At 54.7% G+C, this 21,309-nt stretch carries 24 protein-coding genes and 4 tRNA genes; 14 read left to right on the top strand and 14 right to left on the bottom strand.

Going from position 1 to position 21,309, the window contains the following annotated elements; genetic code table 11:
- Positions 1-4 precede the first annotated feature (4 nt).
- A complete protein-coding gene (glpX, locus tag PUV54_RS14435; RefSeq protein ID WP_274492968.1) occupies positions 5-964 on the top strand; it encodes a class II fructose-bisphosphatase in 960 nt (319 codons plus the stop codon).
- Here the strand turns inward: glpX and PUV54_RS14430 are convergent.
- Complete coding sequence (locus PUV54_RS14430) at positions 961-2,112, bottom strand: hybrid sensor histidine kinase/response regulator (RefSeq protein ID WP_274492967.1); 1,152 nt, start codon at positions 2,110-2,112, stop codon at positions 961-963. The two genes, glpX and PUV54_RS14430, sit on opposite strands and share 4 nt — an antisense overlap.
- The gene (locus PUV54_RS14425) at positions 2,093-3,358 is read right to left on the bottom strand and encodes a PAS domain-containing sensor histidine kinase (RefSeq protein ID WP_274492966.1); all 1,266 of its coding nucleotides are present in this window, start codon (positions 3,356-3,358) and stop codon (positions 2,093-2,095) included. The genes PUV54_RS14430 and PUV54_RS14425 overlap by 20 nt, the downstream gene beginning before the upstream one ends.
- A gap of 145 nt (positions 3,359-3,503) precedes the next feature.
- On the opposite strand from PUV54_RS14425, the gene PUV54_RS14420 reads away from it, so the two are divergent.
- The 11 genes from PUV54_RS14420 (at position 3,504) to PUV54_RS14370 (ending at position 10,072) form a co-directional block, all read left to right on the top strand.
- The gene (locus PUV54_RS14420) at positions 3,504-3,755 is read left to right on the top strand and encodes a DUF3297 family protein (RefSeq protein ID WP_274492965.1); all 252 of its coding nucleotides are present in this window, start codon (positions 3,504-3,506) and stop codon (positions 3,753-3,755) included.
- A gap of 71 nt (positions 3,756-3,826) precedes the next feature.
- Positions 3,827-4,786 (top strand): 2OG-Fe(II) oxygenase, encoded by a 960-nt coding sequence (locus tag PUV54_RS14415; protein WP_274492964.1) that lies wholly within the window; start codon positions 3,827-3,829, stop codon positions 4,784-4,786.
- Positions 4,787-4,858: 72 nt separating this feature from the next.
- Entirely contained in the window at positions 4,859-6,670 is a 1,812-nt protein-coding gene (gene recJ, locus PUV54_RS14410; RefSeq protein ID WP_274492963.1) for a single-stranded-DNA-specific exonuclease RecJ, read from the top strand.
- A gap of 91 nt (positions 6,671-6,761) precedes the next feature.
- Positions 6,762-6,836 (top strand) — tRNA-Glu (locus PUV54_RS14405).
- A 150-nt stretch (positions 6,837-6,986) separates the two neighbouring features.
- On the top strand, positions 6,987-7,439 hold the full coding sequence (locus PUV54_RS14400) for a YbjN domain-containing protein (RefSeq protein WP_274492962.1): 453 nt from the start codon (positions 6,987-6,989) through the stop codon (positions 7,437-7,439).
- A gap of 193 nt (positions 7,440-7,632) precedes the next feature.
- Positions 7,633-8,178, top strand: a complete 546-nt coding sequence (locus PUV54_RS14395; protein ID WP_274492961.1) for a cold-shock protein — start codon at positions 7,633-7,635, stop codon at positions 8,176-8,178.
- 271 nt (positions 8,179-8,449) lie between these two features.
- Positions 8,450-9,364 carry an ROK family protein gene (locus PUV54_RS14390; RefSeq protein WP_274492960.1) on the top strand — a complete coding sequence of 305 codons (915 nt, stop codon included), beginning with the start codon at positions 8,450-8,452 and terminating at the stop codon, positions 9,362-9,364.
- Positions 9,365-9,447: 83 nt separating this feature from the next.
- Positions 9,448-9,524, top strand: a tRNA-Pro gene (locus tag PUV54_RS14385).
- Positions 9,525-9,564: 40 nt separating this feature from the next.
- Positions 9,565-9,873: an ETC complex I subunit gene (locus PUV54_RS14380; protein WP_274492959.1), complete on the top strand. Its 309-nt coding sequence runs from the start codon at positions 9,565-9,567 to the stop codon at positions 9,871-9,873.
- Between the two features lie 12 nt (positions 9,874-9,885).
- Positions 9,886-9,962: transfer RNA gene (locus tag PUV54_RS14375), tRNA-Arg, on the top strand.
- Positions 9,963-9,995: 33 nt separating this feature from the next.
- A tRNA-Arg gene (locus tag PUV54_RS14370) sits at positions 9,996-10,072 on the top strand.
- Between the two features lie 17 nt (positions 10,073-10,089).
- On the opposite strand, the gene infA is transcribed toward PUV54_RS14370, so the two are convergent.
- The 4 genes from infA to PUV54_RS14350 all read right to left on the bottom strand — a co-directional run bounded on the left by infA (position 10,090) and on the right by PUV54_RS14350 (position 11,171).
- A complete protein-coding gene (infA, locus tag PUV54_RS14365) occupies positions 10,090-10,374 on the bottom strand; it encodes a translation initiation factor IF-1 (RefSeq protein WP_274492958.1) in 285 nt (94 codons plus the stop codon).
- A complete protein-coding gene (locus PUV54_RS14360; protein ID WP_274492957.1) occupies positions 10,374-10,607 on the bottom strand; it encodes a hypothetical protein in 234 nt (77 codons plus the stop codon). Before PUV54_RS14360 ends, infA begins: the two co-directional genes overlap by 1 nt.
- A gap of 88 nt (positions 10,608-10,695) precedes the next feature.
- Entirely contained in the window at positions 10,696-10,884 is a 189-nt protein-coding gene (locus tag PUV54_RS14355; RefSeq protein WP_274492956.1) for a hypothetical protein, read from the bottom strand.
- An 80-nt stretch (positions 10,885-10,964) separates the two neighbouring features.
- A complete protein-coding gene (locus PUV54_RS14350) occupies positions 10,965-11,171 on the bottom strand; it encodes a cold-shock protein (RefSeq protein ID WP_274492955.1) in 207 nt (68 codons plus the stop codon).
- A gap of 423 nt (positions 11,172-11,594) precedes the next feature.
- Here PUV54_RS14350 and PUV54_RS14345 point away from each other — a divergent pair, with 423 nt between their 5' ends.
- Positions 11,595-12,836, top strand: coding sequence for a DEAD/DEAH box helicase (locus PUV54_RS14345; RefSeq protein ID WP_274492954.1), 1,242 nt, complete (start codon positions 11,595-11,597; stop codon positions 12,834-12,836).
- Positions 12,837-12,949: 113 nt separating this feature from the next.
- Here PUV54_RS14345 and PUV54_RS14340 read toward each other — a convergent pair whose 3' ends face one another.
- The 7 genes from PUV54_RS14340 to mazG all read right to left on the bottom strand — a co-directional run bounded on the left by PUV54_RS14340 (position 12,950) and on the right by mazG (position 18,268).
- Positions 12,950-13,321, bottom strand: coding sequence for a hypothetical protein (locus PUV54_RS14340; RefSeq protein WP_274492953.1), 372 nt, complete (start codon positions 13,319-13,321; stop codon positions 12,950-12,952).
- Positions 13,322-13,337: 16 nt separating this feature from the next.
- On the bottom strand, positions 13,338-13,658 hold the full coding sequence (locus PUV54_RS14335) for a PEGA domain-containing protein (RefSeq protein WP_274492952.1): 321 nt from the start codon (positions 13,656-13,658) through the stop codon (positions 13,338-13,340).
- 29 nt (positions 13,659-13,687) lie between these two features.
- Positions 13,688-14,851 (bottom strand): cystathionine beta-lyase, encoded by a 1,164-nt coding sequence (gene metC, locus PUV54_RS14330; protein ID WP_274492951.1) that lies wholly within the window; start codon positions 14,849-14,851, stop codon positions 13,688-13,690.
- A gap of 46 nt (positions 14,852-14,897) precedes the next feature.
- A complete protein-coding gene (locus PUV54_RS14325; RefSeq protein WP_274492950.1) occupies positions 14,898-15,476 on the bottom strand; it encodes a GNAT family N-acetyltransferase in 579 nt (192 codons plus the stop codon).
- The gene (sseA, locus tag PUV54_RS14320; protein ID WP_274492949.1) at positions 15,433-16,296 is read right to left on the bottom strand and encodes a 3-mercaptopyruvate sulfurtransferase; all 864 of its coding nucleotides are present in this window, start codon (positions 16,294-16,296) and stop codon (positions 15,433-15,435) included. The genes PUV54_RS14325 and sseA overlap by 44 nt, the downstream gene beginning before the upstream one ends.
- A 1-nt stretch (position 16,297) precedes the next feature.
- Positions 16,298-17,299 (bottom strand): cysteine synthase A, encoded by a 1,002-nt coding sequence (locus PUV54_RS14315; RefSeq protein ID WP_274492948.1) that lies wholly within the window; start codon positions 17,297-17,299, stop codon positions 16,298-16,300.
- Positions 17,300-17,455: 156 nt separating this feature from the next.
- The gene (mazG, locus tag PUV54_RS14310) at positions 17,456-18,268 is read right to left on the bottom strand and encodes a nucleoside triphosphate pyrophosphohydrolase (RefSeq protein WP_274492947.1); all 813 of its coding nucleotides are present in this window, start codon (positions 18,266-18,268) and stop codon (positions 17,456-17,458) included.
- A gap of 164 nt (positions 18,269-18,432) precedes the next feature.
- Between mazG and PUV54_RS14305 the strand changes: the two genes are divergently transcribed.
- On the top strand, positions 18,433-19,359 hold the full coding sequence (locus PUV54_RS14305) for a branched-chain amino acid transaminase (protein WP_274492946.1): 927 nt from the start codon (positions 18,433-18,435) through the stop codon (positions 19,357-19,359).
- On the opposite strand, the gene PUV54_RS14300 is transcribed toward PUV54_RS14305, so the two are convergent.
- Complete coding sequence (locus PUV54_RS14300) at positions 19,356-21,281, bottom strand: PhoX family protein (protein WP_274492945.1); 1,926 nt, start codon at positions 21,279-21,281, stop codon at positions 19,356-19,358. The genes PUV54_RS14305 and PUV54_RS14300 overlap by 4 nt on opposite strands.
- Positions 21,282-21,309 lie beyond the last annotated feature (28 nt).

Genomic DNA, 21,309 nt, shown 5'->3' with positions numbered 1-21,309 from the left:
AACGATGTCTACTGACGAAAATTTCCTGGACCGCGTTTTGACCATGGAAGTGGGCCGCTGCACGGAAGCCGCCGCCATTGCTGCTTCAAAAATGATTGGGCGCGGCGACAAGGAGGGCGCTGATGACGCTGCGGTATGCGCATTGCGTGAGGCGTTTAACAAACTCAAGATCGACGGCACGGTGGTGATCGGCGAGGGCGAGCGTGATGAAGCGCCAATGCTTTACATTGGCGAAAAGGTCGGCTTGGGCGAGGGACCGAAAGTCGATATCGCTCTCGATCCGCTCGAGGGAACGACGCTGACTGCAAAGGCGATGGCGAACGCGCTGGCGGTGGTCGCCATGGCACAGGGCGGCACGCTGCTCCACGCTCCCGATGTTTACATGGACAAGATCGCCTGTGGCCCGGGTTATCCCGAAGGCGTGATCGATCTCGATGCTTCAGTAGAGGATAATATTTCAGCAATCGCCAAAGCCAAGGGCGTGCCGACCGAAGAGGTGACGCTTTGCATTCTTGACAGGGAAAGGCATGCGCATCTTGTGGAGGGCGCCCGGCGTATGGGGGCGCGCGTGTTCATGATTTCCGACGGAGACGTGGCGGGCGTATTTCATACAACGGAAGGCTCGACAGGTATTGATCTTTATGTCGGTCAGGGCGGCGCGCCTGAGGGCGTGCTGGCGGCGGCGGCGCTCAGATGTGTTGGCGGACAGATGCAAGGCAGGCTGGTGTTCCGCAATGATGACGAACGCGGGCGCGCAGAAAAAGCCGGCATCAAGGACCTCAACCGCAAATACGGATTACGAGATCTTGCGTCTGGCGATGTTATATTCGCGGCGACTGGTGTTACCAACGGCACCATGCTTGATGGCGTCAGGTGGGACCCGGGGCATGTCTCGACACACACAGTCGTGATGCGGTCCAAAACAGGCACTGTGCGTTACATTCGCGCCAAGTCCAAGCGTTAAGCTGCTGAATGCTCAACAAGTGTTTCAACTGACGGACGCTGGAATACAAGTGTTGCCACAGCGCCGCCGGCGCCGGTTTCAAACCTGAAACTGATGTTGTTTGACTGAGCGATTGTTGAAACGAGAGCAAGGCCAAGGCCGACACCTTCTTTGCCTCGATCATATCCATTGTTTGCCTGTTGAAATGGTGCTGCGAGTTGTTCAACCACGGCTGCAGGCGCGCCGCCGCCGCTATCAGATATGCGAACGGCCGTCTGATCCCGGTCGCATTTTATTAAAACGCTTATGTGGCCTTCGTCCTTGTTGAACTTGACGGCGTTGGAGAGAAGCTCCCGAATGGCGGTACGCGCCTCGTCGGGATTCGAAACCACGTCTGCTTTAAGACGCAGCGAGTCTACCGAAATGGTGATCGCTTTTGCGCGTGCTTCTTTGCGAATGTTTTGAATTTCTGAATTCACGACGTCAACGATGTCCACGGACTCATCGTTGCTGCTTTGGGCTTCTGAGCGCAGTCGTGAGAATTCGAGAATTCGGTTCACGAGCGTCAGCATTTCTTCGCCGCTGTCGCGAATGTGCGTTAAGAACTCCAGTGATCCGTTATCTTCACCAATGTCTTTTTGCTCCTGAAGCACTTTGGCGAAACCGATAATATGATTCAGTGGTGTTTTAAGCTCATGACTCATCATGGAAAGGAACGCATTGCGTGCGTCTTCTGCGCCATCCGACGGCGCGGGGGAGTTGGACGGAATAGTATCAGCGTGTTGGAATGCGAATTCATCCAGTGCTTCACGCAATGCTGATTTAAGTGTTTCGTGGTCGCATGGTTTCCGCATAAACCGCATGACGCGGCCTTCGTTGACTGCGGCGACCGCAGTTTCCTGATCGGAGTTACCCGTTAACATCAGCCTTCTGATCGAGGGTGCTTTTTCTTTTACGTGTTTCAACAGTTCAATGCCGTTCATGCCCGGCATTTGCATGTCCGCCACAATCACTGCGATATGCGGGTCATTGTCTATGACCTGCAAAGCTTCTGCGCCACTATTGGCGGTTACGATGGAAAACTCACCAGACAATCGCCGACGCAAAGCCGAAATAAGTTTCGGTTCGTCGTCGACCAGCAGGATTTTATCAGGCTGCGATGTCATCATTCGGCTCCTGTCGCGTGCTTTTTAAGATGTTTGTCTGCGGCAATTCGATATGGAACGTGGTCGCAAAGTCTTCCTTGTCGATCAGACTTAATTTGCCGCCGTGTCCTTTAACGATGCAGTCTTTGGCCAGCGCCAGCCCCTGACCGGTGCCCTTGCCAACAGGTTTTGTGGTGAAAAATGGATCAAAGATCTTTTCAACGAGAGCTTGCGGGACGCCGCAGCCGGTATCGCTGATGCTGACGGATACGCCGCTCTCATTCGCACGGCTTTCTATCTCAATGGTTCGCCGCTCAGGTTTAGCTTCATCGATAGCGTCAATGGCGTTTAGCACCAAGTTTAGGATTACTTGTTGAACTTGGCCCTTGCGGCACGGCACGCGCGGCAAATCGGCGTCCAGTTTCAACTCGATTTCTGCTATATGCTTTCGTCTGTTGCGGCAAATCGCAACGACGTTTTTAACAATAGCATTGAGATCAACCTCATCTTTTTCATCAGTACCGGGATGGGCGAATTCCTTCATCAACAAGACAATGTCACGGACTTGGCTGATGCCTTCGCGAGACTCGCTCAGTGCGGAGATGACTTCCGGTACGAGGTTGGTTAAGGAGATTTTTTCGTTGAATTCCTCAACAGCGCAAATTGCTTCTTCGTATGATGCGCCAGCCGTAATAGCGACTCTAAGAGCATCATATCGTTTGTACGAGCCGTGAATAAGCGCAAGAGCTTCTTCAAGATAATCAAGGTTGTCGCCAATAAACTGGATCGGCGTATTGATTTCGTGCGCGATGCCGGCGGAAAGTGCGCCGATTGCTTCGAGACGGCGGGCTTCATCAACCTGTTGTTGCATCTTCTTGCGCTTGGCGTCGGCGGCTTCCCGGCGTGAGGTGTCATGGAAGAACAATACGTACCGAACGTCTTCGTTAACAGGCCCTTTGAAGCCGCGAATTTCTACGGGAAATGAAAAGCCATCTATCCGACTGGCGCGCAAATTTTCGAGATCAAAAGGACCGTCAGCGCGTTCCTTCAAGGCTGCGCTAAGTCCAGGAAGAAAGTCATCAATAGAACGGCCGACCAGCATGCGCTCATTAGCGTGAAGCTGTGTTTCCGCAGTTATATTCGCGCCATGAATGTTGCAGTTTTCATAGCAAGTAATGATCATATCGGGCGAGGCGGACATGATGCCTGACAGGAGCGATTGGCTTGCCTTGAGGGCCGCTTTAGTCTCGATCAATTCATTGTCGGTCATGACGTGACGGATCCTGAAATTTTTCAAGATAAAAGCCCAATTTGTTAATCATGAGATTAACAAACGACTCGTTTATGGTTAGGAAAACGCTTCATCTGTTAACAATTTAAGCGCCAACCCGCGTCTGAAATTGAAAGAAACTGTTATGAGTGAAGATCTTCCAGAGTTGCCCGACCGCCTCAGTGTCAATCCAAACAGCAAATATTACAATGAAGCGATCTTTGAACGCGAAGTCGGCATTCGTCTCAACGGTCAGGAAAAGACCAATGTTGAGGAATACTGTATCTCGGAAGGTTGGATAAAGGTTGCAGCCGGCAAGTCCGTCGATCGTCGCGGCAACCCGCTGACGCTTACGCTGAAGGGCAAGGTTGAGGCCTTCTACAAGGAACGGAAGTAACACCGCAACAAACGGGCGGTGTTGATGTCGTTGAACGGATAGGGTTGCGCCTCCAATGATGGAGGTTAACGATGACCGGTGCACTCAAGCTCGTTCATTCTTCTGACGACCGCGATACGCTGCGCTGGCGGGCGGTGGAAAAAAGAGACCGCGCCAGTGACGGAAAATTCTGGAGCTGCGTCAGAACAACAGGTGTCTACTGCTTGCCGTCATGCGCCGGCCGTCCGCACCGCAAGAACGTGTTTTTTGTCGATACACGCGTTGAGGCGGAGGCGGCAGGTTTTCGCCCGTGCAAACGCTGTCGCCCGGATCGCTTTATTCAGGGAAGTCTTGATGAACGTATCAACGGGATCGATTGGAAGCGTGTAGGCGAGACGCTTGATAATAACGGTTGGGCCAAGCTTGGAAGACTGCTGAGTGATGAAGAATGCGCGTCGTTGATTTCAGGCTACAAGGATCAGGACAAATACAGATCAACCGTCGTGATGCGCCGTCATGGCTTTGGCGAAGGAGAGTATCGCTACTTTAACGATTGCGCGCCGGACCTCGTCTCTGCGTTACGCGTAGGGCTCTATGAACATCTTGTCCCGCAGGCAAATGAATGGATGCGCGCGCTTGGAAAAGAACATTCATACCCCGCCAGTCACCTTGGGTATCGCCGTCAATGCATGAAAGCAGGCCAGATGCGGCCCACGCCGCTGATCCTCAAATACGGTCCGGGCGATTATAACCGCCTGCATCAGGACCTTTATGGCGAAGAAGTTTTCCCCATTCAGATTGCGATCCTGCTCTCAGCGCCGGGAAAGGACTTCGAAGGCGGCGAATTTGTCATGACCGAGCAATCGCCGCGCCGTCAATCCCGCGCCATGGTAGCGCCGCTGGAGAAGGGCGACGCGATCGCATTCGCGGTCAACGAGCGGCCTATCAAAGGCGCAAAAGGCATCTATCGAGCGAAAATGCGCCATGGCGTTTCTGAAGTGTTGCGTGGCGCACGCTATTGCCTCGGCGTGATTTTTCACGATGCTGCCTGATCAGGCGCCATTGGGGGAAATTTTCGGACAGGATAAAAGGTGCAGTGACGCGAATCGGCGCCTTTTGTTTGCATGAATGTACCTAGTTTCACGCCCCTCACGGCTGACGCCGGCCTACCAGAAATGGCGTTGCCGCCGATGGGCGTTGCCGCCTCCGGCCGCTTTTGGCGTCTGCGTGAGGCGGACCCGCGCGCAACCTTGACCATCGCGCAGACGGCAGAAATCGAGCCTGTTCTTGCGAGGATACTTGCAGCGCGCGGCGTCAGTGCTGAAAACACAGCCCGGTATCTGTCGCCAAGCCTGCGGGAGGATATGCCCGATCCGCTGGTAATGAAGGATATGGACCGTGCCGTCGAACGTCTGACTAGCGCTGTCTTATCGGGCGAGACCATCGGCGTGTTCGGCGATTACGACGTGGACGGAACGACGGCGTCCGCCATTCTGAAATCCTACTTCGACTGGATCGGCGTTGCGTCGCTGATCTATCTTCCGGACCGCATCACTGAAGGATACGGGCCGAGCGCGGAGGCGTTTAAAAGTCTGCACCAGCAAGGCGCCGGCGTCATCGTTACTGTCGACTGCGGCGCGTCAGCCCATGAACCCATCGAAGAAGCAACGCGCGATGGCGTCGACATTGTTGTCTTTGATCACCATTTGATGAGCAGCGCGCCGCCAGCAGGCGCAACGGCAGTCGTCAATCCGAACAGGACGGATGACCTCTCTGGTCTTGAAAATCTTTCTGCTGCGGGTGTCGCCTTTATGGGAATGGTCGCCCTTAATCGCTCACTGCGAGACAAAGGTTTTTTTCAGAACAAGCCGGAGCCAAACCTGACGAGGCTCCTCGATCTGACGGCTTTGGGGCTCGTATGCGATGTGATGCCCATTAACGGATTGACGCGCACTCTTGTTGCGCAAGGGCTGAAAATATTCGGCGGCGAGGGAAATCCGGGACTGAAAGCGCTTGGCGAGCGTGCAGGCGTCAAAGGGCCGCCTAGCACATACCATTTCGGGTTTTTGCTTGGTCCGCGCATCAATGCGGCGGGCCGTATCGGTCATGCTCGTCTCGCCTTTGAGTTGATGACGACGGAGGATGTGACACGGCGGCGCGAGTTAGCAGAACGTCTGCATATTCTGAATGCGGAACGACAGGAAATTGAAGCAACTGTCCAAGAGGCTGCGTTGCGAGACATTGAAGGCAATCAGCGGCATGCGGACGATGTGATCGTTACGGCAGGCGAGGGGTGGCATCCCGGCGTCATTGGCATCGTCGCCGGGCGGCTGAAGGAAACGTATGATCGTCCTGTCATCGTCATCGGCCTGGATGGCGACGAAGGAAAAGGGTCCGGACGATCCATAACCGGTGTCGACTTGGGGGCGGCGATCAGCGCTGCAAGGAATGACGGCTTGCTGCTTGCTGGCGGCGGTCACGCCATGGCGGCGGGATTAACGATCGCCCGTAATAAGCTAGGCGCATTGCGGGACAGGCTAAGCAAAACATTGCGGGCTGATATTCAGCGTGCGCGGGAAAACAGAACGCTTGAAATCGATGCTGTTGTCGGCGCCAGCGCGGTGACAAAAAGCTTTGCGGAACTGATCGCCAGGGCGGGCCCCTATGGTCAGGGTAATCCCGAACCGGCTTTCGCATTGCTTAATATGCGCGGGACGCATCTTAAAACCGTTGGCAAAGGGCATTTGTCGCTGACCCTTAAAAGCGATACGGGCGAATCAGTGCGGGCGATTGCGTTTCGCGCGGGCGGCGAGCCGATTGAGGAAGTCCTGAGATCAGGCCGCCGCTTTCATGTGGCGGGGAAGATCCGGGCCGACGATTGGCGTGGCGGCGACGCCGGGCAGTTGCAGATTTCCGACGCCGCCTTCGCCGAGTAGGAAATTCGTGCAGCGCCAGCGAAAATGGGCTTGCATGGGGGCGGGGTGGCGCCTATACAGCGCTTCCGCCGGGTATTCGGCTATTTTGTGCGGGCCCTTCGTCTATCGGTTAGGACGCCAGGTTTTCAACCTGGAAAGAGGGGTTCGATTCCCCTAGGGCCTGCCACTTTCTCCGTTTTTAGCCGACTTCTGACTCGCCCTTCACGGCGCTGAAGGGCCTGAACCCCAGCATTTTGGCCAGTCAATCATTGATTTCAGGGTTTTTTTGGCGTCTATTAAGGATCGTTAACAGCGTTAGACCGAAGGGGTTAGGTCCATGAGGGGTATGATTGCACTGGCAGCTGCAGCGACATTGGCTTTTGCGCCGGTTTCGCAAGCTTTCGCCGCAACCGTTTCAAAAGACCAGATTGAGCAAAGCCTTACCCAGCAGGGTTATGCTGTTCAGGATGTGGGCCCGCACACGTTGTTCGTCCGCGTTGCGGATTACGATATCCGCATTGATGTAGTCGGCCCTGACGGTGACATTTCCTATCGTGCGTGGCTGTTTGAAGTTGATGGCAAAGACATCAGCTACAAGGTGCTTAACGAGTTTAATAACGACGTTAAGTTCGGCCGCGTGTATATCGATGAAGACGGCGATGTAACATTGCAAATGGATCGCAATGGCGCCGGCGGCTCATCCATCCAAAACATCGAATCCGATTTCGATGTGTTTTTGATGCTGATCAGCTCCTTCATGTCGCATCTTGAATCGCAAGTGATCGCTTAAATCTGAAAACGCCGGCTGATACGTCTGCAGCCGTAATGTTATCTAATCACCACAACTTCACGGCGAAAATCGCACGTGAGCGAACTAAAATAGTGCATTTTTTGCGCGAAGGGATTAGAGTTTTCGCGAACACGCCGTATAGTTAATAAAAAAACGCAACGGTTCAGGGCGCTACAGGGGTACCAAGAACAATATGGTCGAGCGGTTTGACGCATCGCATGACGACGATAATTCGCCTGAAGAGAGCGAGGAGTCGTTTATGGTTAAAGGCATTGTGAAATGGTTCGACCCTACCAAGGGGTACGGGTTCATCATCACTGAACAGGCTGACACTGACATACTTATACATTCGTCGTGTCTGAAAGCAGCGGGCATGTCGACCGCGCGCGAAGGCGCGACAGTTGAATGCGAAGTTGTGCGCAGAGCAAAGGGACTGCAAGCATCGCGGCTGTTGAACATTGATGAGTCGACTGCGGCGCCGATCACGCCGGCGGCGCCGGTGCTTGATCAAACGCCTGCGGGTGATTTCGTCCGTGCACATGTGAAATGGTTCAACCGTGCAAAAGGGTACGGGTTTTTGACGCGCGGCGAAGGCACGGAAGATATCTTTGTTCATATGGAAACCTTGCGACGCAGCGGGTTGGGCGAGTTGACGCAAGGCGACCGCGTGCAGGTCTCATTCGCGGCTGGTTCGAAAGGGCTTTTAGCCATCGACGTCAGGCCGGATCCTGACAACTAGCATTAGTGAATGACGGGGAGGGGCGTTATGAACAGTTTCACTAGAGGTGAAGCTGAAGCGTCAAAATTTGTTCTTCTCAACTTATCGCCATGAAATATTTTTAGCTCCCGCCATATAAAAGCTGGGAATAGTCTTATCTCATAAATTGAGCGTTTCCAGAAGAGTTAAGTATTTACTGGCCGCCAAATGATAATCGCTTGTCTGATAAAACAATCGCGGTCGTATTGAGGACGATTGTCGTCCGGTCCTAGCAGCATATAATAGATATCAGATGACTTACCGCATTGGCGTAGATCTTGGTGGAACGAAGGTTTCCGTCGCCGTTCTGAACAGCCGTAACGAAACGGTTTTTTCAGACAGGCTGCCCACGCCAGCCAGTGAGTACGGTGAGGTTATCGATACAGTCGATGCGCTCGTTCAAAAGGCGCTTGCCTTTATCGATAGCGTTGAGATTAATAAAATTGGCATTGGCATTCCCGGCGCCATGCATCAAAACGCCCACACTGTGAAAAACGCGAATATGCAGTGCCTGATTGGCAAGCCCTTAAAAGTCGATCTTGAAAAACGTCTGAACAGAGAGTTCGTTATCGCCAACGATGCGACATGTTTTACGGCGTCCGAGGCTGCTGACGGGGCGGCGAAAAACGAACGCGTCGTGTTTGGCGTCATCCTGGGCACGGGCGCCGGCGGCGGGATTGCTTTTGAAGGAAAGCCATGGGCGGGCTTGAACAGTCTTGCCGGTGAATGGGGGCATAATCCATTCCCGTTCTATGGCGCGCCTGCAAAAAACCGTAGCTGTTACTGCGGCAAGATCGACTGCAACGAGCAAGTCATTTCCGGTCCGGCGCTGGCGGCTGATTATGAGATAGCCGCCGGTAAGAAAATATCGACAAAAGATCTAGAACGGGCTGCGAAAAATGGCGACGAGGCCGCTGTCACCGTCCTTGATGAATTCCACGAGAATCTGGCCAAGGCCTTGTCCACGATCATCAACTTGCTGGATCCGTCCGCCATCGTGGTCGGCGGCGGCGTATCAAACATTTCGTCTATCTATCAGGAAGTGCCGCTGCGCTGGGGACGCTATGTTTTTAACGCGTCGCCCGATCCTGCCGTCATCGCAACAAAGCTCTTGCGAAATCGCTGGGGCGATGACAGCGGCGTCAGGGGCGCAGCCTGGCTGACCTGATGATTTAAGGGCATCCCTATGGCGTTGGGGGCTTTACATCGGCGGCAAGATGACCGATGTCAGCGCTTCGAAAATTCTCGTGCCGGGGCGTAGCGCAGTCTGGTAGCGCATCTGGTTTGGGACCAGAGGGTCGCAAGTTCGAATCTTGCCGCCCCGACCATGAGAATTAGCGCCGGAAATCGATTGGGAACCGCTGGACCATGTTCGCTCGCATCTTCAAGCCCTCGAAAACCGCCATGCAGTCTGGCCGCGCCAACACGGAGCGCTGGGTGCTGGAGGTCGAGGCGGAAACGGCCCGGCGCGTTGACCCGCTGATGGGCTGGACAAGCGGCGACAGTGTTACATCCGGCCAGTTGCAACTGAAATTCAACAGCCAGGAAGAGGCGGTTGCTTACGCCGAGAAACACGGGCTGGCGTTCAGAGTGGACGAGCCGCACCTGTCAACGCCGCAACCCAAAGCCTATTCTGATAATTTCGCCTTTCACCGCCGTAAACCCTGGACGCATTAGGGGGGCGGCCAAGGCCCCGTAGCTCAGCTGGATAGAGCACCGGCCTTCTAAGCCGATGGTCGCAGGTTCGAATCCTGCCGGGGTCGCCATTTCCTCCGGTCCGCGTTATCAAAGATTTTCACGGCTCCGTAGCTCAATTGGATAGAGCATCGGCCTTCGAAGCCGAGGGTTGTAGGTTCGAGTCCTACCGGGGTCGCCAATTTTCTTGATTTGCCCTTAGCGCCGTCCGCGCTGATGGTAGACACTGCGTTTTTTGTTGGAGGAGGGCGCGGGCGTGCCTTCCGGCTTATGACGGAACGTGATCCGGCCTTTTGTCAGGTCGTACGCTGACATTTCCACCGTGACGCGATCGCCGGCAAGTGTTTTTATGCGGTGTTTACGCATTTTGCCGCCGGCATAAGCGAGAATTTCATGACCATTATCCAGTGTGATTCGATAATTGCCATCGGGCAGCGCTTCGGTAACGTCGCCATCGAATTCAAGAAGCTCTTCTTTCGCCATTACCCACCTTGCCAGGCTGCAAGCTTTGTCTTTACGGGCTTCTTTCCTGCAGGTTTTTTGGGCTTCGCGGCTTCTTCAGCGCGTTCTGCGGCTTCTTTTTCAAGCCGTAACGCACGCAGCTTCTCCGTTTTTTTCAACGTCGCCCGGCGAAGTTTTTCTGCTTCGGAAAGGGCGGCTTTTTTGTCGCTATCGCGGAAAAATTTGCGCTCCGCTGCTGTCCCTGTTTTCTGCAAAACGGGTTTCCTTTGGATCTACTATTTAGCTTTGCCGCGCCGCGAAAGTCATAAGGCGCAATTGTTGTCGTGCAGTCGAAAACGCTTATCAGCCGTTATTGTCTGACGATTGTTTCTGGCGCCACATTTTGAAACGCGATGCGTTTGCTTTTTCTTTTTCAAGACGGAGTTTACGTAATTTGTTCGTCTGCTCGCGTTGAAAATTCGCTTCAGTTTCAAGGTCGCGCATGGCTGCTTCCTGCGCGCGCTGTTGCCGGGCTTGTCTATCTGCAATCATTTCAAATCCTCGGCGTTCTAGGTTGGATCAGGTGCGGATGCCCGGCAAAGCCCAAGAGGTTTTTTTGCCGGGCAATTGGTTTAGTCGGCGAGCGCCAGTTGGCCTGCGGAGGTTTTGTCGCGATCTTCTTGCAGTTCGAAAGTGACTTTCTGACCGTCATCAAGGCCGCGAATGCCAGCCGCTTCAAGCGCTGAGGCATGAACAAATACATCCTTGCCGCCATCGTCAGGCGCGATGAATCCGTAGCCTTTTTGTGAATTAAACCATTTCACTGTTCCAGATGCCATTTTTGTTTTCCTTTCAAACAGGCGTGATCGCCCAGTATAGCCAGGCATAAAAAGTGCTGCCGATGTTTGGAGGAGAGTAAGAAGCTTGGTTCAGAGGCCTAATAGCCGGCCTTCAATCATGGCGCATGGGGTACATGGACCTAAAACCGCGAAATTACAAGTTTTTCCCGAACAGTCAGAAAACGCCATAAGCAGGCCTTGGCCAACTGATCATCCCTTCTTCACTTGCTATTAACCCCAAGCTGCGCCATATGCGGCGTATCGGCCGCGTGTAGCGGGAGCCGCCACTAAGGCGAAATTTGTCCCTCCGGCCATTCATCCTGATAATCGGGCGCCCAGACACGCGGGTTCTCTTAGTGAACCCGGACGCTGTTGTTGCGCGCTTTTCTGGAAAGCGGCGCGCAGCGCCCAGAAAGATATTTTGTGACCAGCTTTAACGAACTCGGCCTTGCAAAGCCGCTCCTCACAGCGCTTGCCCAGGAAGACCATCAGACGCCAACACCTATCCAGGCGCAGGCGATACCCGCGCTTTTAGAGGGTCACGATCTTCTCGGGATCGCGCAGACAGGCTCAGGCAAAACCGCAGCCTTTACCTTGCCGCTCCTGCACCGGCTTTTTGAAACCCCGGGCAACGTGAAACCGTTGAGCCCTCGTGCGCTCATCCTGACACCGACACGGGAGCTTGCCGGACAAGTCAGAGACCGCGTCGCCGCTTATGGCGTGCGTACTTCGCTGCGCACCGGTCTCGTGATTGGCGGCGCGCCGATCAACAAACAGAAAAACATGATCCGCCGCGGCGTCGATATTCTTATCGCCACGCCGGGCCGGCTTGAAGACCTTATGAAACAGGACGCTGTTTCGCTCGACGCGGTTGAGTATTTTGTCCTCGATGAGGTCGATCAGATGCTGGATATGGGATTCATTCACGCGATCCGGGCCATTACCGCGAAGTTGCCTGAAGACAGACAGAGCCTGTTTTTCTCTGCAACCATGCCGCGGGAAATTGAGCGCCTTGCGAATGCACTTCTTCGCAAACCGGTTCGCCTGGAAATGAAGCGCCAGGCGCCGCCGAAAATAGAACAATCCGTCATGTTCATAACGAAGCCGGAGAAAATTGGCGCCTTGATGAAGATTGCAGGCGATAGCGCATTTACCAGCGGTCTTGTATTTTCGCGCACAAAACATGGCGCTGACAAAATCGTAAAGAGTTTGAACAACGCCGGTCTGCCAGCTAAGGCGATTCACGGTAATCGCAGCCAGGGGCAGCGCGAACGCGCTCTTAGAGCTTTCAAATCGGGCAAAGCACGCATTCTTGTCGCTACCGACATCGCTGCGCGAGGGATTGATATTCAGGGCGTATCCCATGTCATCAATTTCGATCTGCCAAATGTGCCGGAAACATATGTGCACAGGATTGGCCGGACGGCGCGCGCCGGCGCTACAGGGATTGCGATTTCTTTTTGCAGTCCGGAAGAACGTTCAGAATTGCGTTCAATTGAGCGGCTGACTGGCCAACGCTTCGGTGGGCCGGCGGGCAAAAAAAATGGGTCTCGGCCCGGCCGAAAACCGCCGCGTAGGCCTCACCGCAAAGGTAATGGCAAACGGCGCCCTAAAGCGAGCGCGGCTACTCTTCGCGAAGCTGACAAGGCGATTGCTGGTTTATGAGTTTGCGAGTGGCGACCAGGTTAGGGTTTATGATTTCAGCGAGTTTGAGATTATTCGCTGTCAGGTCGCCATTTCTTTTTAATCAACGAAGGCTCGCCCAACTCTCAGCATAGTTAGCGGTTTGACCACAAAGAGTATGTTGCTGGTATGCCGTTTTCCCTAAGCAGCCGCTGAATCTCATCATATGGATCTTTTTCGAAAGACGAGAAGGCTTGATAGGCCGTGTTCAGAATTTCTTCATCGCTTACATCGCTATCTGTTTGAGCGTTGACTGAGGGGAAGCGTCCGGCTGCAAATTTATTGGATTCTCTTGCACTGCGCTGCCGCAGCATTTCTGCAAAGAGATTCGCGACTGAGACGCGGTGTATTCTATCTATTCGCAGATAATCATCGCTTCCTGGCTCGCTTCGGATTACCCCAATGCACCGGTCATCAATTTCGATAGATGTGATAATGGTGGAGTCTTGAAATAAGCGAAGGCGCATGTCAGCCGAATAGCTTCTAGTCGAGTTCCGGCAATGCCGTCGCATCCACCTCGTCGCTTGCAGCGGCGAGTTCGAGCGGAACGACAACTTCCTTACGCGCGCTCGGATTCAGCACAACATACTGCGTCACGAAGCCGGCCTTGGCGATGCGCGCCTTTTGCGGGCTGTCGAGCCTGATCGTGCAGGGCGTTTCACAACTGCCAACGCCTTCGATCTCTACAAGCGCGCCTGGCGGGTCCGTCTGGAGGTTCAGTTTGTCACCGGCGCCGCCCAGAAAATTCATGGTCTGGCATCCGCCCAACAGCACAAATGTGAAAAGAACAAGGGTTTTTTTCATAACGCGACGCTCCGCTCCCTACGGTGAGGTTACTTTAACGCAGCATGCATCGCTGCGAAAGCGCGCTCAAGATCAGCTTTCAAATCATCAATATCTTCAAGACCGGCGTGAATTCTAAGAACGTGTCCTTCCTCTCGCCATTCGGTCGCCGTCCGGTATTGTTCGGGCCGTACATGCAGGCAGAGGCTTTCAAAGCCGCCCCATGAAAATCCCATGCCAAAAAGCTTCAACGCGTTGAAAAAAGCTTTCAACGCCGGCAGCGGCGCTGGCTTCATAACGACGCCGAAGAGCCCTGAGGCGCCGGAAAAATCGCGCTTCCAGATCGCATGGCCCGGGCATGACTTGAGCGCGGGATGCAGAATCCGATCAATCTCATCGCGTTTCTTGAAGAATTTGATGAGTTCTTCCGTACTCTCCTGATGGCGTGAAAGCCGTGTTGACAGTGTTCGCATGCCGCGAAGGGTCAGGTACGCGTCGTCTGCTGACACGTTTGAACCAAGTTGCAAAAGGGCGTAATAAATCTTTTTCGCAGTTTGTTCGTCGGCTGACGTTATCGTGCCGATAAGACAGTCGGCATGACCGGCAAGGTATTTGGTTCCAGCCTGAATACTGACATCGGCGCCAAGCTCTATCGGTTTGCAGTAATACCCGCCGCTCCAGGTATTATCGGCGACAAGTTTCGCGCCGCCCGCATGCGCGGCTTCGGCGAGCATCGGCAAGTCTTGCACTTCGAATGTCAGCGATCCGGGCGATTCCGCAAATACGACTTTCGTGTTCGGGCGCATAAGCGCGGCGACCTCTTCCTTGCTGGCGAGGGGATCGTAAAACGTCGTTTCAACGCCAAAGCGCTTCAGGAACTTTTCACAGAATTTGCGCGTCGGATCATACGCCGCATCCGTCATCAGGATGTGATCGCCCGTCGCCACAAAGGCGAGGATCGCCGCGTTACAGGCCTGCAAACCAGAGGGGGCGAGGCGGGTTTCAAAACCGCCCTCAAGCGCAGTGACGGCTTCCTCGAGTGCGCGGTGCGTGGGCGTGCCAAGGCGTCCATAGGTAATGGACTTCGCGCCTTCGAGATAATCATCGTAAGTCGGGAACAGATAGGTCGAGGCGCGCTCGACGGGCGGGTTCACCGGGTGCGCCGGGCGATGGTGCGGCCGGCCGGCGGCGGCTAACTTTGTGTCGTCTTTCATATCGGCCTTGTAGCCTGAATTGAGGCGGGAATTAAGCCGCTAAGGCTTAGAGGTTCTCAAGCTTTTCCACAAAACCCTTGCGCCTGTCGATCACGGTAAAGCCGAACTTTTGATAAAGCGGCAGCGCCGCCGGGTGGTCCAGCGTGCAGGTTTCAAGGCGAACGCGTTGAGCGCCATGGGACCACAACAACTCGACGGCGTGCGTCAGAAAATACCGGCCGAGCCCGCCGCCCGTAAAGTCAGGCGCCAGGCCAAAGAACTTGAGTTCATGAATTTGCTTATCGCGCGCGTCAATTTCCGCCATGCCGGCGGGCGCGCCATCGACGTAAAGAACATAAAAGTAGACATCCGGGTCCTGGATTATTGTCGCCAACTCTTCATCGCTCAATTTGCGGCGGCTGACCCAGTTCCAAGGCCCGCCGACAAGATCATAAAGATAGCGGTAAAAATGCACTGGCGGCGTTTCAGCACGCATCAAAGCGGTCTTGCGTGTGGGTGTCGGCGCGGGCGGCAGGAGGGGCCGTTCAGTCTGTTCAAGATACGTAATCGTGACTTCGATCTGATCAGCCGAAGTTCCGTTGTTACTTTTTTGCGTCGCTGACAACGGGGAATGTTGCGCTGTCATTTCTCTCATCTCCCCATTCGGCCCAGGAACCGTCATAGACCGCGTACGCGCCGCAGCCGATGAGTTCAAGCGCCAGCGCCAATATTGACGCTGTAACACCTGATCCGCAACTGGTGATGACCGGCTTCTGGCTCTCGACGCCGGCATTCGCAAAAATGTCGCGGATTTCGTCTGGCGTCCGAAAGACTCCGGTCTCCGTCAGGAGGCGATCATGAGGGATATTAACGGCGCCGGGCATATGTCCTGAACGCAAACCCGGCCTCGGTTCCGGCGCATGGCCCTCGAACCGCTCTGCGGGGCGGGCGTCAATGATGCAGGCGGATTTTGCGTTGATCGCCTTGCGGACATCAGCGTGGGAAGCGCTGAGTTTTGGGATCGGAACAGCGTTGTAATTGACTGGCGAGATGTTGATCGCATCAGCCGTTAAAGGGTGTCCTTCGCGCGTCCACTTCGGCAAGCCGCCATCAAGCACCGCAATGTTTTCATGTCCCATGGCGCGAAATGTCCACCAGACGCGAGCTGCAGAAAAGAGGCCTTTTTCATCATAGACAACAATGTTGTCCTTATCCGAAATGCCGAGCGCGCCGACAGCAGCTTCGAACTGCTTTGATGGCGGCAGCATGTGCGGCAGGTCCGTCGAATAATCGGAGATCGCGTCGATATCGAAAAAAACGGCGCCGGGAATATGCTGTTTGCGATATTTGTCGATTGCCTCGCCTTGGCCGGGCATACGCCAGGACCCGTCGATGATTTTCAGGTCTTTTTGTCCCAAATTCTCACTTAGCCAATCGGTGGATACCAGGGGTCCAAAAGAGTTCATGTTATCCCAACCAAGACGGCGCGGGCAGACCCTTCTCTTTCAGGAACGCCGGGTTGTAAAGTTTAGACGCATAGCGATGCCCATAGTCGCAAAGCATAGTGACCACTGTATGACCGGGGCCTAGCTCCCTCGCCAGTTTCACGGCGCCGGCGATATTAATGCCTGAAGAGCCACCTAGGCACAGACCTTCCTCCGTCACCAGATGAAACAATACGTCCAGCATCTCAGCATCGCCGATGCGATAGCCGTCGTCTATTGGCGAGTCTTCCAGATTGGCGGTAATGCGGCCCTGACCGATGCCTTCGGTAATCGAACCACCCTCTGTTTCTGCACGCCCATATTTTATCAGGCTGAAAATTTTCGAACCGCCCGGGTCCGCCACTGCTGTCTTGATAGAAGGGTTGCGCTCTTTCAGCGCCATCGATACCCCAGCAAGCGTGCCGCCGGTTCCAACGGCGCATGTAAACCCGTCAACGGCGCCGTCAGTCTGTTTCCAGATTTCAGGACCGGTGGTGGCGATATGAAAATCACGGTTCGCAACGTTATCGAACTGGTTCGCCCAGATGGTGCCGTTCGGTTCAGACGCGTTTAATTCGTCGGCCAGCCGGCGCGACCAGTGCACATAGTTATTCGGGTTATCGTAAGGGACGGCGTCCACTTCGATCAGCTCCGCGCCGTGTAGCCGTAAGGCGATCTTTTTTTCCTCGCTCTGGGTGCGGGGGATAACGATTTTTGTTTTATAGCCGAGGGCGGCGCCGACCATGGCGAGCCCTATGCCGGTATTGCCGGCGGTGCCTTCGACAATAACTCCACCGGCCTTGAGCGCGCCTGACAGTTCAGCGTCGCGAATGATCCCCAGCGCTGCGCGGTCTTTCACCGACTGCCCGGGATTTAAGAATTCAGCCTTGCCGAGAATGGTGCAGCCGGTTTCTTCGGACGCGCGCTTCAACTTTAACAGCGGCGTGTCGCCGATGAGATCGATGATGGAACCTGTTGCCGGCATAGTGTCTCTCTCTCAGATAATGAGATGTCGATATAAGCGAGTTCAGCGCCAACATGCCCCCGGCTCGCGCGAGTTTGAACTGAGTATTTCTAACAAGTTTTGCAGGAATAGTGTTTCGAGAATGCGCTTTTCGTGAGTCACAGGAAGCATTCGATATCAATTTTGCGATTTATCCACGTTCTTCGCCTCAATCCATACGGCTTCCATCTCATCCAAGCTTGCGTCTTTCATTGATCGCCCGCGCTCATCGAATGTCTTCTCGATATGTTGAAACCGTCGAATGAATTTTTGGTTGGCGCGACGCAGCGCGCTTTCAGGATCAATCTTTAAGTGACGCGATAAATTTGCGAGCACGAATAGCAGATCGCCAAACTCTTCTTCGATATGCGCTTCGTCAGAACCTTCGATCGCTTCGTGCAATTCTTCGGTTTCTTCCGCGATTTTTGAAAGCACGTCTTTCGCGTCGGTCCAGTCAAAGCCGACGCGCGCAGCACGTTTTTGCAGTTTTACCGCGCGAGAAAGGCCAGGCAGTCCGGCGGGCATGTCATCAAGCAAACTGTTCGCCCCCTTGGCGGCGCGCTCTTCGGCTTTTTGCTGTTCCCAGGCATCGGTTTGTTCTTCGGCAGTACGCATGGTCTCGCTGCCAAACACATGCGGGTGGCGGCGGATCATTTTCTCTGCGATGGCTTCAGCCACGTCGCCGAAAGAAAAGAGGCCTTCCTCTTTCGCCATTTGAGCGTGAAAAACCGTCTGGAACAGGAGATCGCCAAGTTCTTCTTTCAGCGCCGCCATATCGCCTTTCTCAATTGTGTCGGCGACCTCATAGGCTTCCTCAATCGTATAGGGGGCGATAGTGCGAAAATTTTGCTCCAGGTCCCATGGGCAGCCGCCATCAGGCGCGCGCAGGCGCTCCATTACATGCAATAAGGCGTCAATTTTCCGGGCGTCGGGAGAAGGGGTGTTCGACATGGGGTTCCAGTCATTTGAGGCGAATTATTCCAGCCATAATAGGTAAACCGGTCAAAGACCACTCACAGATTGGGGGAATATGACATGCGCTTGCATTTGCTTGCCGGCTCAGCCATTCAGGCAGAAAAGCCCCAGCGCGATGAACAACAGGAAGGAATAATGCGATGCCTATCCAGGAAGCGAAACTGATCTGGCGCAATGGCGAGATGATCCCCTGGGCAGAGGCGACAACGCATGTGCTGACCCACGGGCTGCATTACGGCACATCAGTGTTCGAGGGGATGCGCGCCTATGACACCAAGCATAACGGCGTGTGTATCTTCCGTAACCGAGAGCATATCGAACGGCTGTTTTATTCCGCGCGCATTTATAACATCGACATGTCCAAATATACGGTCGATGGCTTGATGCAGGCTTGCAAGGACGTGGTTCGGGAAAATGGACTGACGTCCGCCTATATCCGTCCTGTGGCTTATTTGGGGTACGGAGAAATGGGACCGTACTCCACCAAAGTGAAATCCGAACTCGCGATCGCCGCTTTCGCCTGGGGCGCGTATCTTGGCGAGGACGGTCTTAAAAACGGTATCGATGTTGCCGTGTCGAGCTGGCGGCGTACGGCGCCAGGCACCATTCCGGCGGGCGCGAAGGCTGGCGGTAATTACCTTTCAAGCCGCTTGATCGGCATGGAAGCGCGCGATCGCGGGTTTGCCGAAGGCATTGGACTTTCTCACGACGGTACGGTCAGCGAGGGCGCCGGTGAAAACCTGTTCGTCGTTTTGAATGGCCGGATCATCACGCCGCCAGCGGCCGCGTCAATTCTGTCGGGAATTACCCGCGATACGGCTATGACGCTTGCAAAAAAGGCAGGGCACGAAGTCATCGAGCAATCCATACCGCGTGAAATGCTTTATGGCGCGGATGAAATTTTCCTGACCGGCACCGCCGCTGAAGTCACGCCCGTGCGTTCGGTCGACAAAATTCCGGTCGGCAAGGGCAACCGTCCGGTGACAAACCAAATCCAGGATGCGTTTTTTGGCATTTTTTCCGGCGAAACCAAGGACGAATGGGGCTGGCTCGATCCCATCGTCTAAGAGCCAATCACACCGCCGTCTTTTTTACGTATAGCGAGCACCGCTGAGCGCGCCGTCATGGCCGGGTCGAAGTCCGGCCAGCGCGTCGATGGGTTTTCAAAAGTGGCGCCATTGCTGTCACCGGGATGCTGGACGGCAATAAATAATGTCCGTCCATCATCGGAAAAGCGCGGCCCGGTGACTTCGGCGCCAACGGGACTGCGGAAAAACGCCCGGCCCGTGCCGCGCATTTCCCCTTTGGTTTCCATCGCCCATAATCCGTCATTCGCGCCCGTCGCCGGATTGCCGTCCGTCGCCACCCAAAGCCGTCCGGATGGATCGATAGCGCAATTATCCGGGCTGCCGAACCAGCCATTGGCTGACGTTTGCGCATTCCACATGGCGCCGGATGAGGGGTCGTCAGGATCGCCGCATTTCACTAGAAACTCCCAGCGAGACTGTTTCGCCGTGAAATCGCCGTTTGGCTCGATAATTTCGATAATATGTCCGAACCGGTTTTCGGATCGTGGATTGGCAGCGTTCACCTGATCTTCAGTACGAAGATGATTGTTGGTCAGCATCACCCAAACCCGGCCGGTGCGCGGGTCGGGTTCCACGTCTTCAGGCCGATCCATAGGCGTTGCTTCCAGCAAGTCTGCGGCGCGCCGCGTCTCGATCAGCACATCTGCTTGTGAGTGAAAATCATTTTCCGGCGTCAAAAGACCGTGACCGAAGGTAAGTGGCAGCCAGTCGACGGTTCCGCTTTCGTTGAACCTCGCTACATATAAAACGCCTTCATCAAGCAGCGACATGTTTGCTTTCCTGTCGCCTTCGACAAACTTGTTTTTCGATACAAACTTATAAAGATAATCGAACCGTTCATCATCGCCGCTATAGACGACGACGCGACCGCTCGGGGCAATGACGCTTTCAGCGCCTTCATGTTTTGTACGGCCAAGGGCTGTTCGTTTCTTCGGTGTCGATGTGGGGTCAAGCGGGTCAACCTCAACGATCCAGCCGAAACGGTTTGGCTCGTTTGGTTCTTTCCCGAGATCGTAACGATCAAAAAATCGGCCCCAGACATAGCGCGGCGAACCGCCCACATTATAGCGCTTATGATTGCGTGTTTCCGGATGGTTTTCGGGCAGATCGCCGATGAAATATCCGTGAAGGTTTTCTTCCGCCATCAGATACGTATTCCAGGGTGTGATACCACCGGCGCAATTGTTTACCGTGCCGGAGACCGTCAGGCCATCAGGGTCCTCACTGGTTTTCATGCGGTCATGCCCCGCCGCCGGGCCGGTTAATGTCATTGGCGTGGTCGCAGCGGTGACGCGGCGGTTGAAGTGCGACTCCTGAAGCACATCCCAGCCATCGTCTTCGCGGCGTCTGATTTCGATAATACTGCCGCCATGGGCCGCCATTTCTGTTTCGCAATGAGTTTTCGTCATGCTTGCCGGGTAATTCGGCGCGACGCCCGGGAACATCATGGTCGCTTTCGTGTATTCGTGATTGACGCACAATAGCGCCCGGTCGGCGCCGTCTGCTTCAGGCGGCAGTGCGACAAACCCGATGAAGTCGTTGCTTTGGCCGAACTGTTTGTGTTGAGATTCGCTCGTTTGATTTGCAGGATCAAATGAAGGCGAGTCGGGAAATACCGGATCGCCCCAGCGGATCAGGACATCGGCAATGTAGCCATCGGGAACATGGTGCGTGCCGTCAACGCCTCGCGCGATCTCGGCAAAACTGAAAGACGATTGTGAAACGCTTTCCACGCCGTTTTCCGGCGCCGGCGCGGCGCATCCTCCCATGGCGACCGCCGAGGCTGCAACGCCGCCGCCAACAAAGGCGCGCCGTGAAATACGGCTTTCCACAAGATCGCCGATAGTATCGACCTTGGTCATATCGCGGCTGTTGCTAAAATAGTGGGTATCATCTGTCATGAAGTTATCCCGAGTTGACATGGCGGCA

This window comes from Hyphococcus flavus (assembly GCF_028748065.1).
GTDB classification, from domain to species: Bacteria; Pseudomonadota; Alphaproteobacteria; order Caulobacterales; family Parvularculaceae; genus Hyphococcus; species Hyphococcus flavus.
This window is presented reverse-complemented; position numbering and strand designations above follow the sequence as displayed.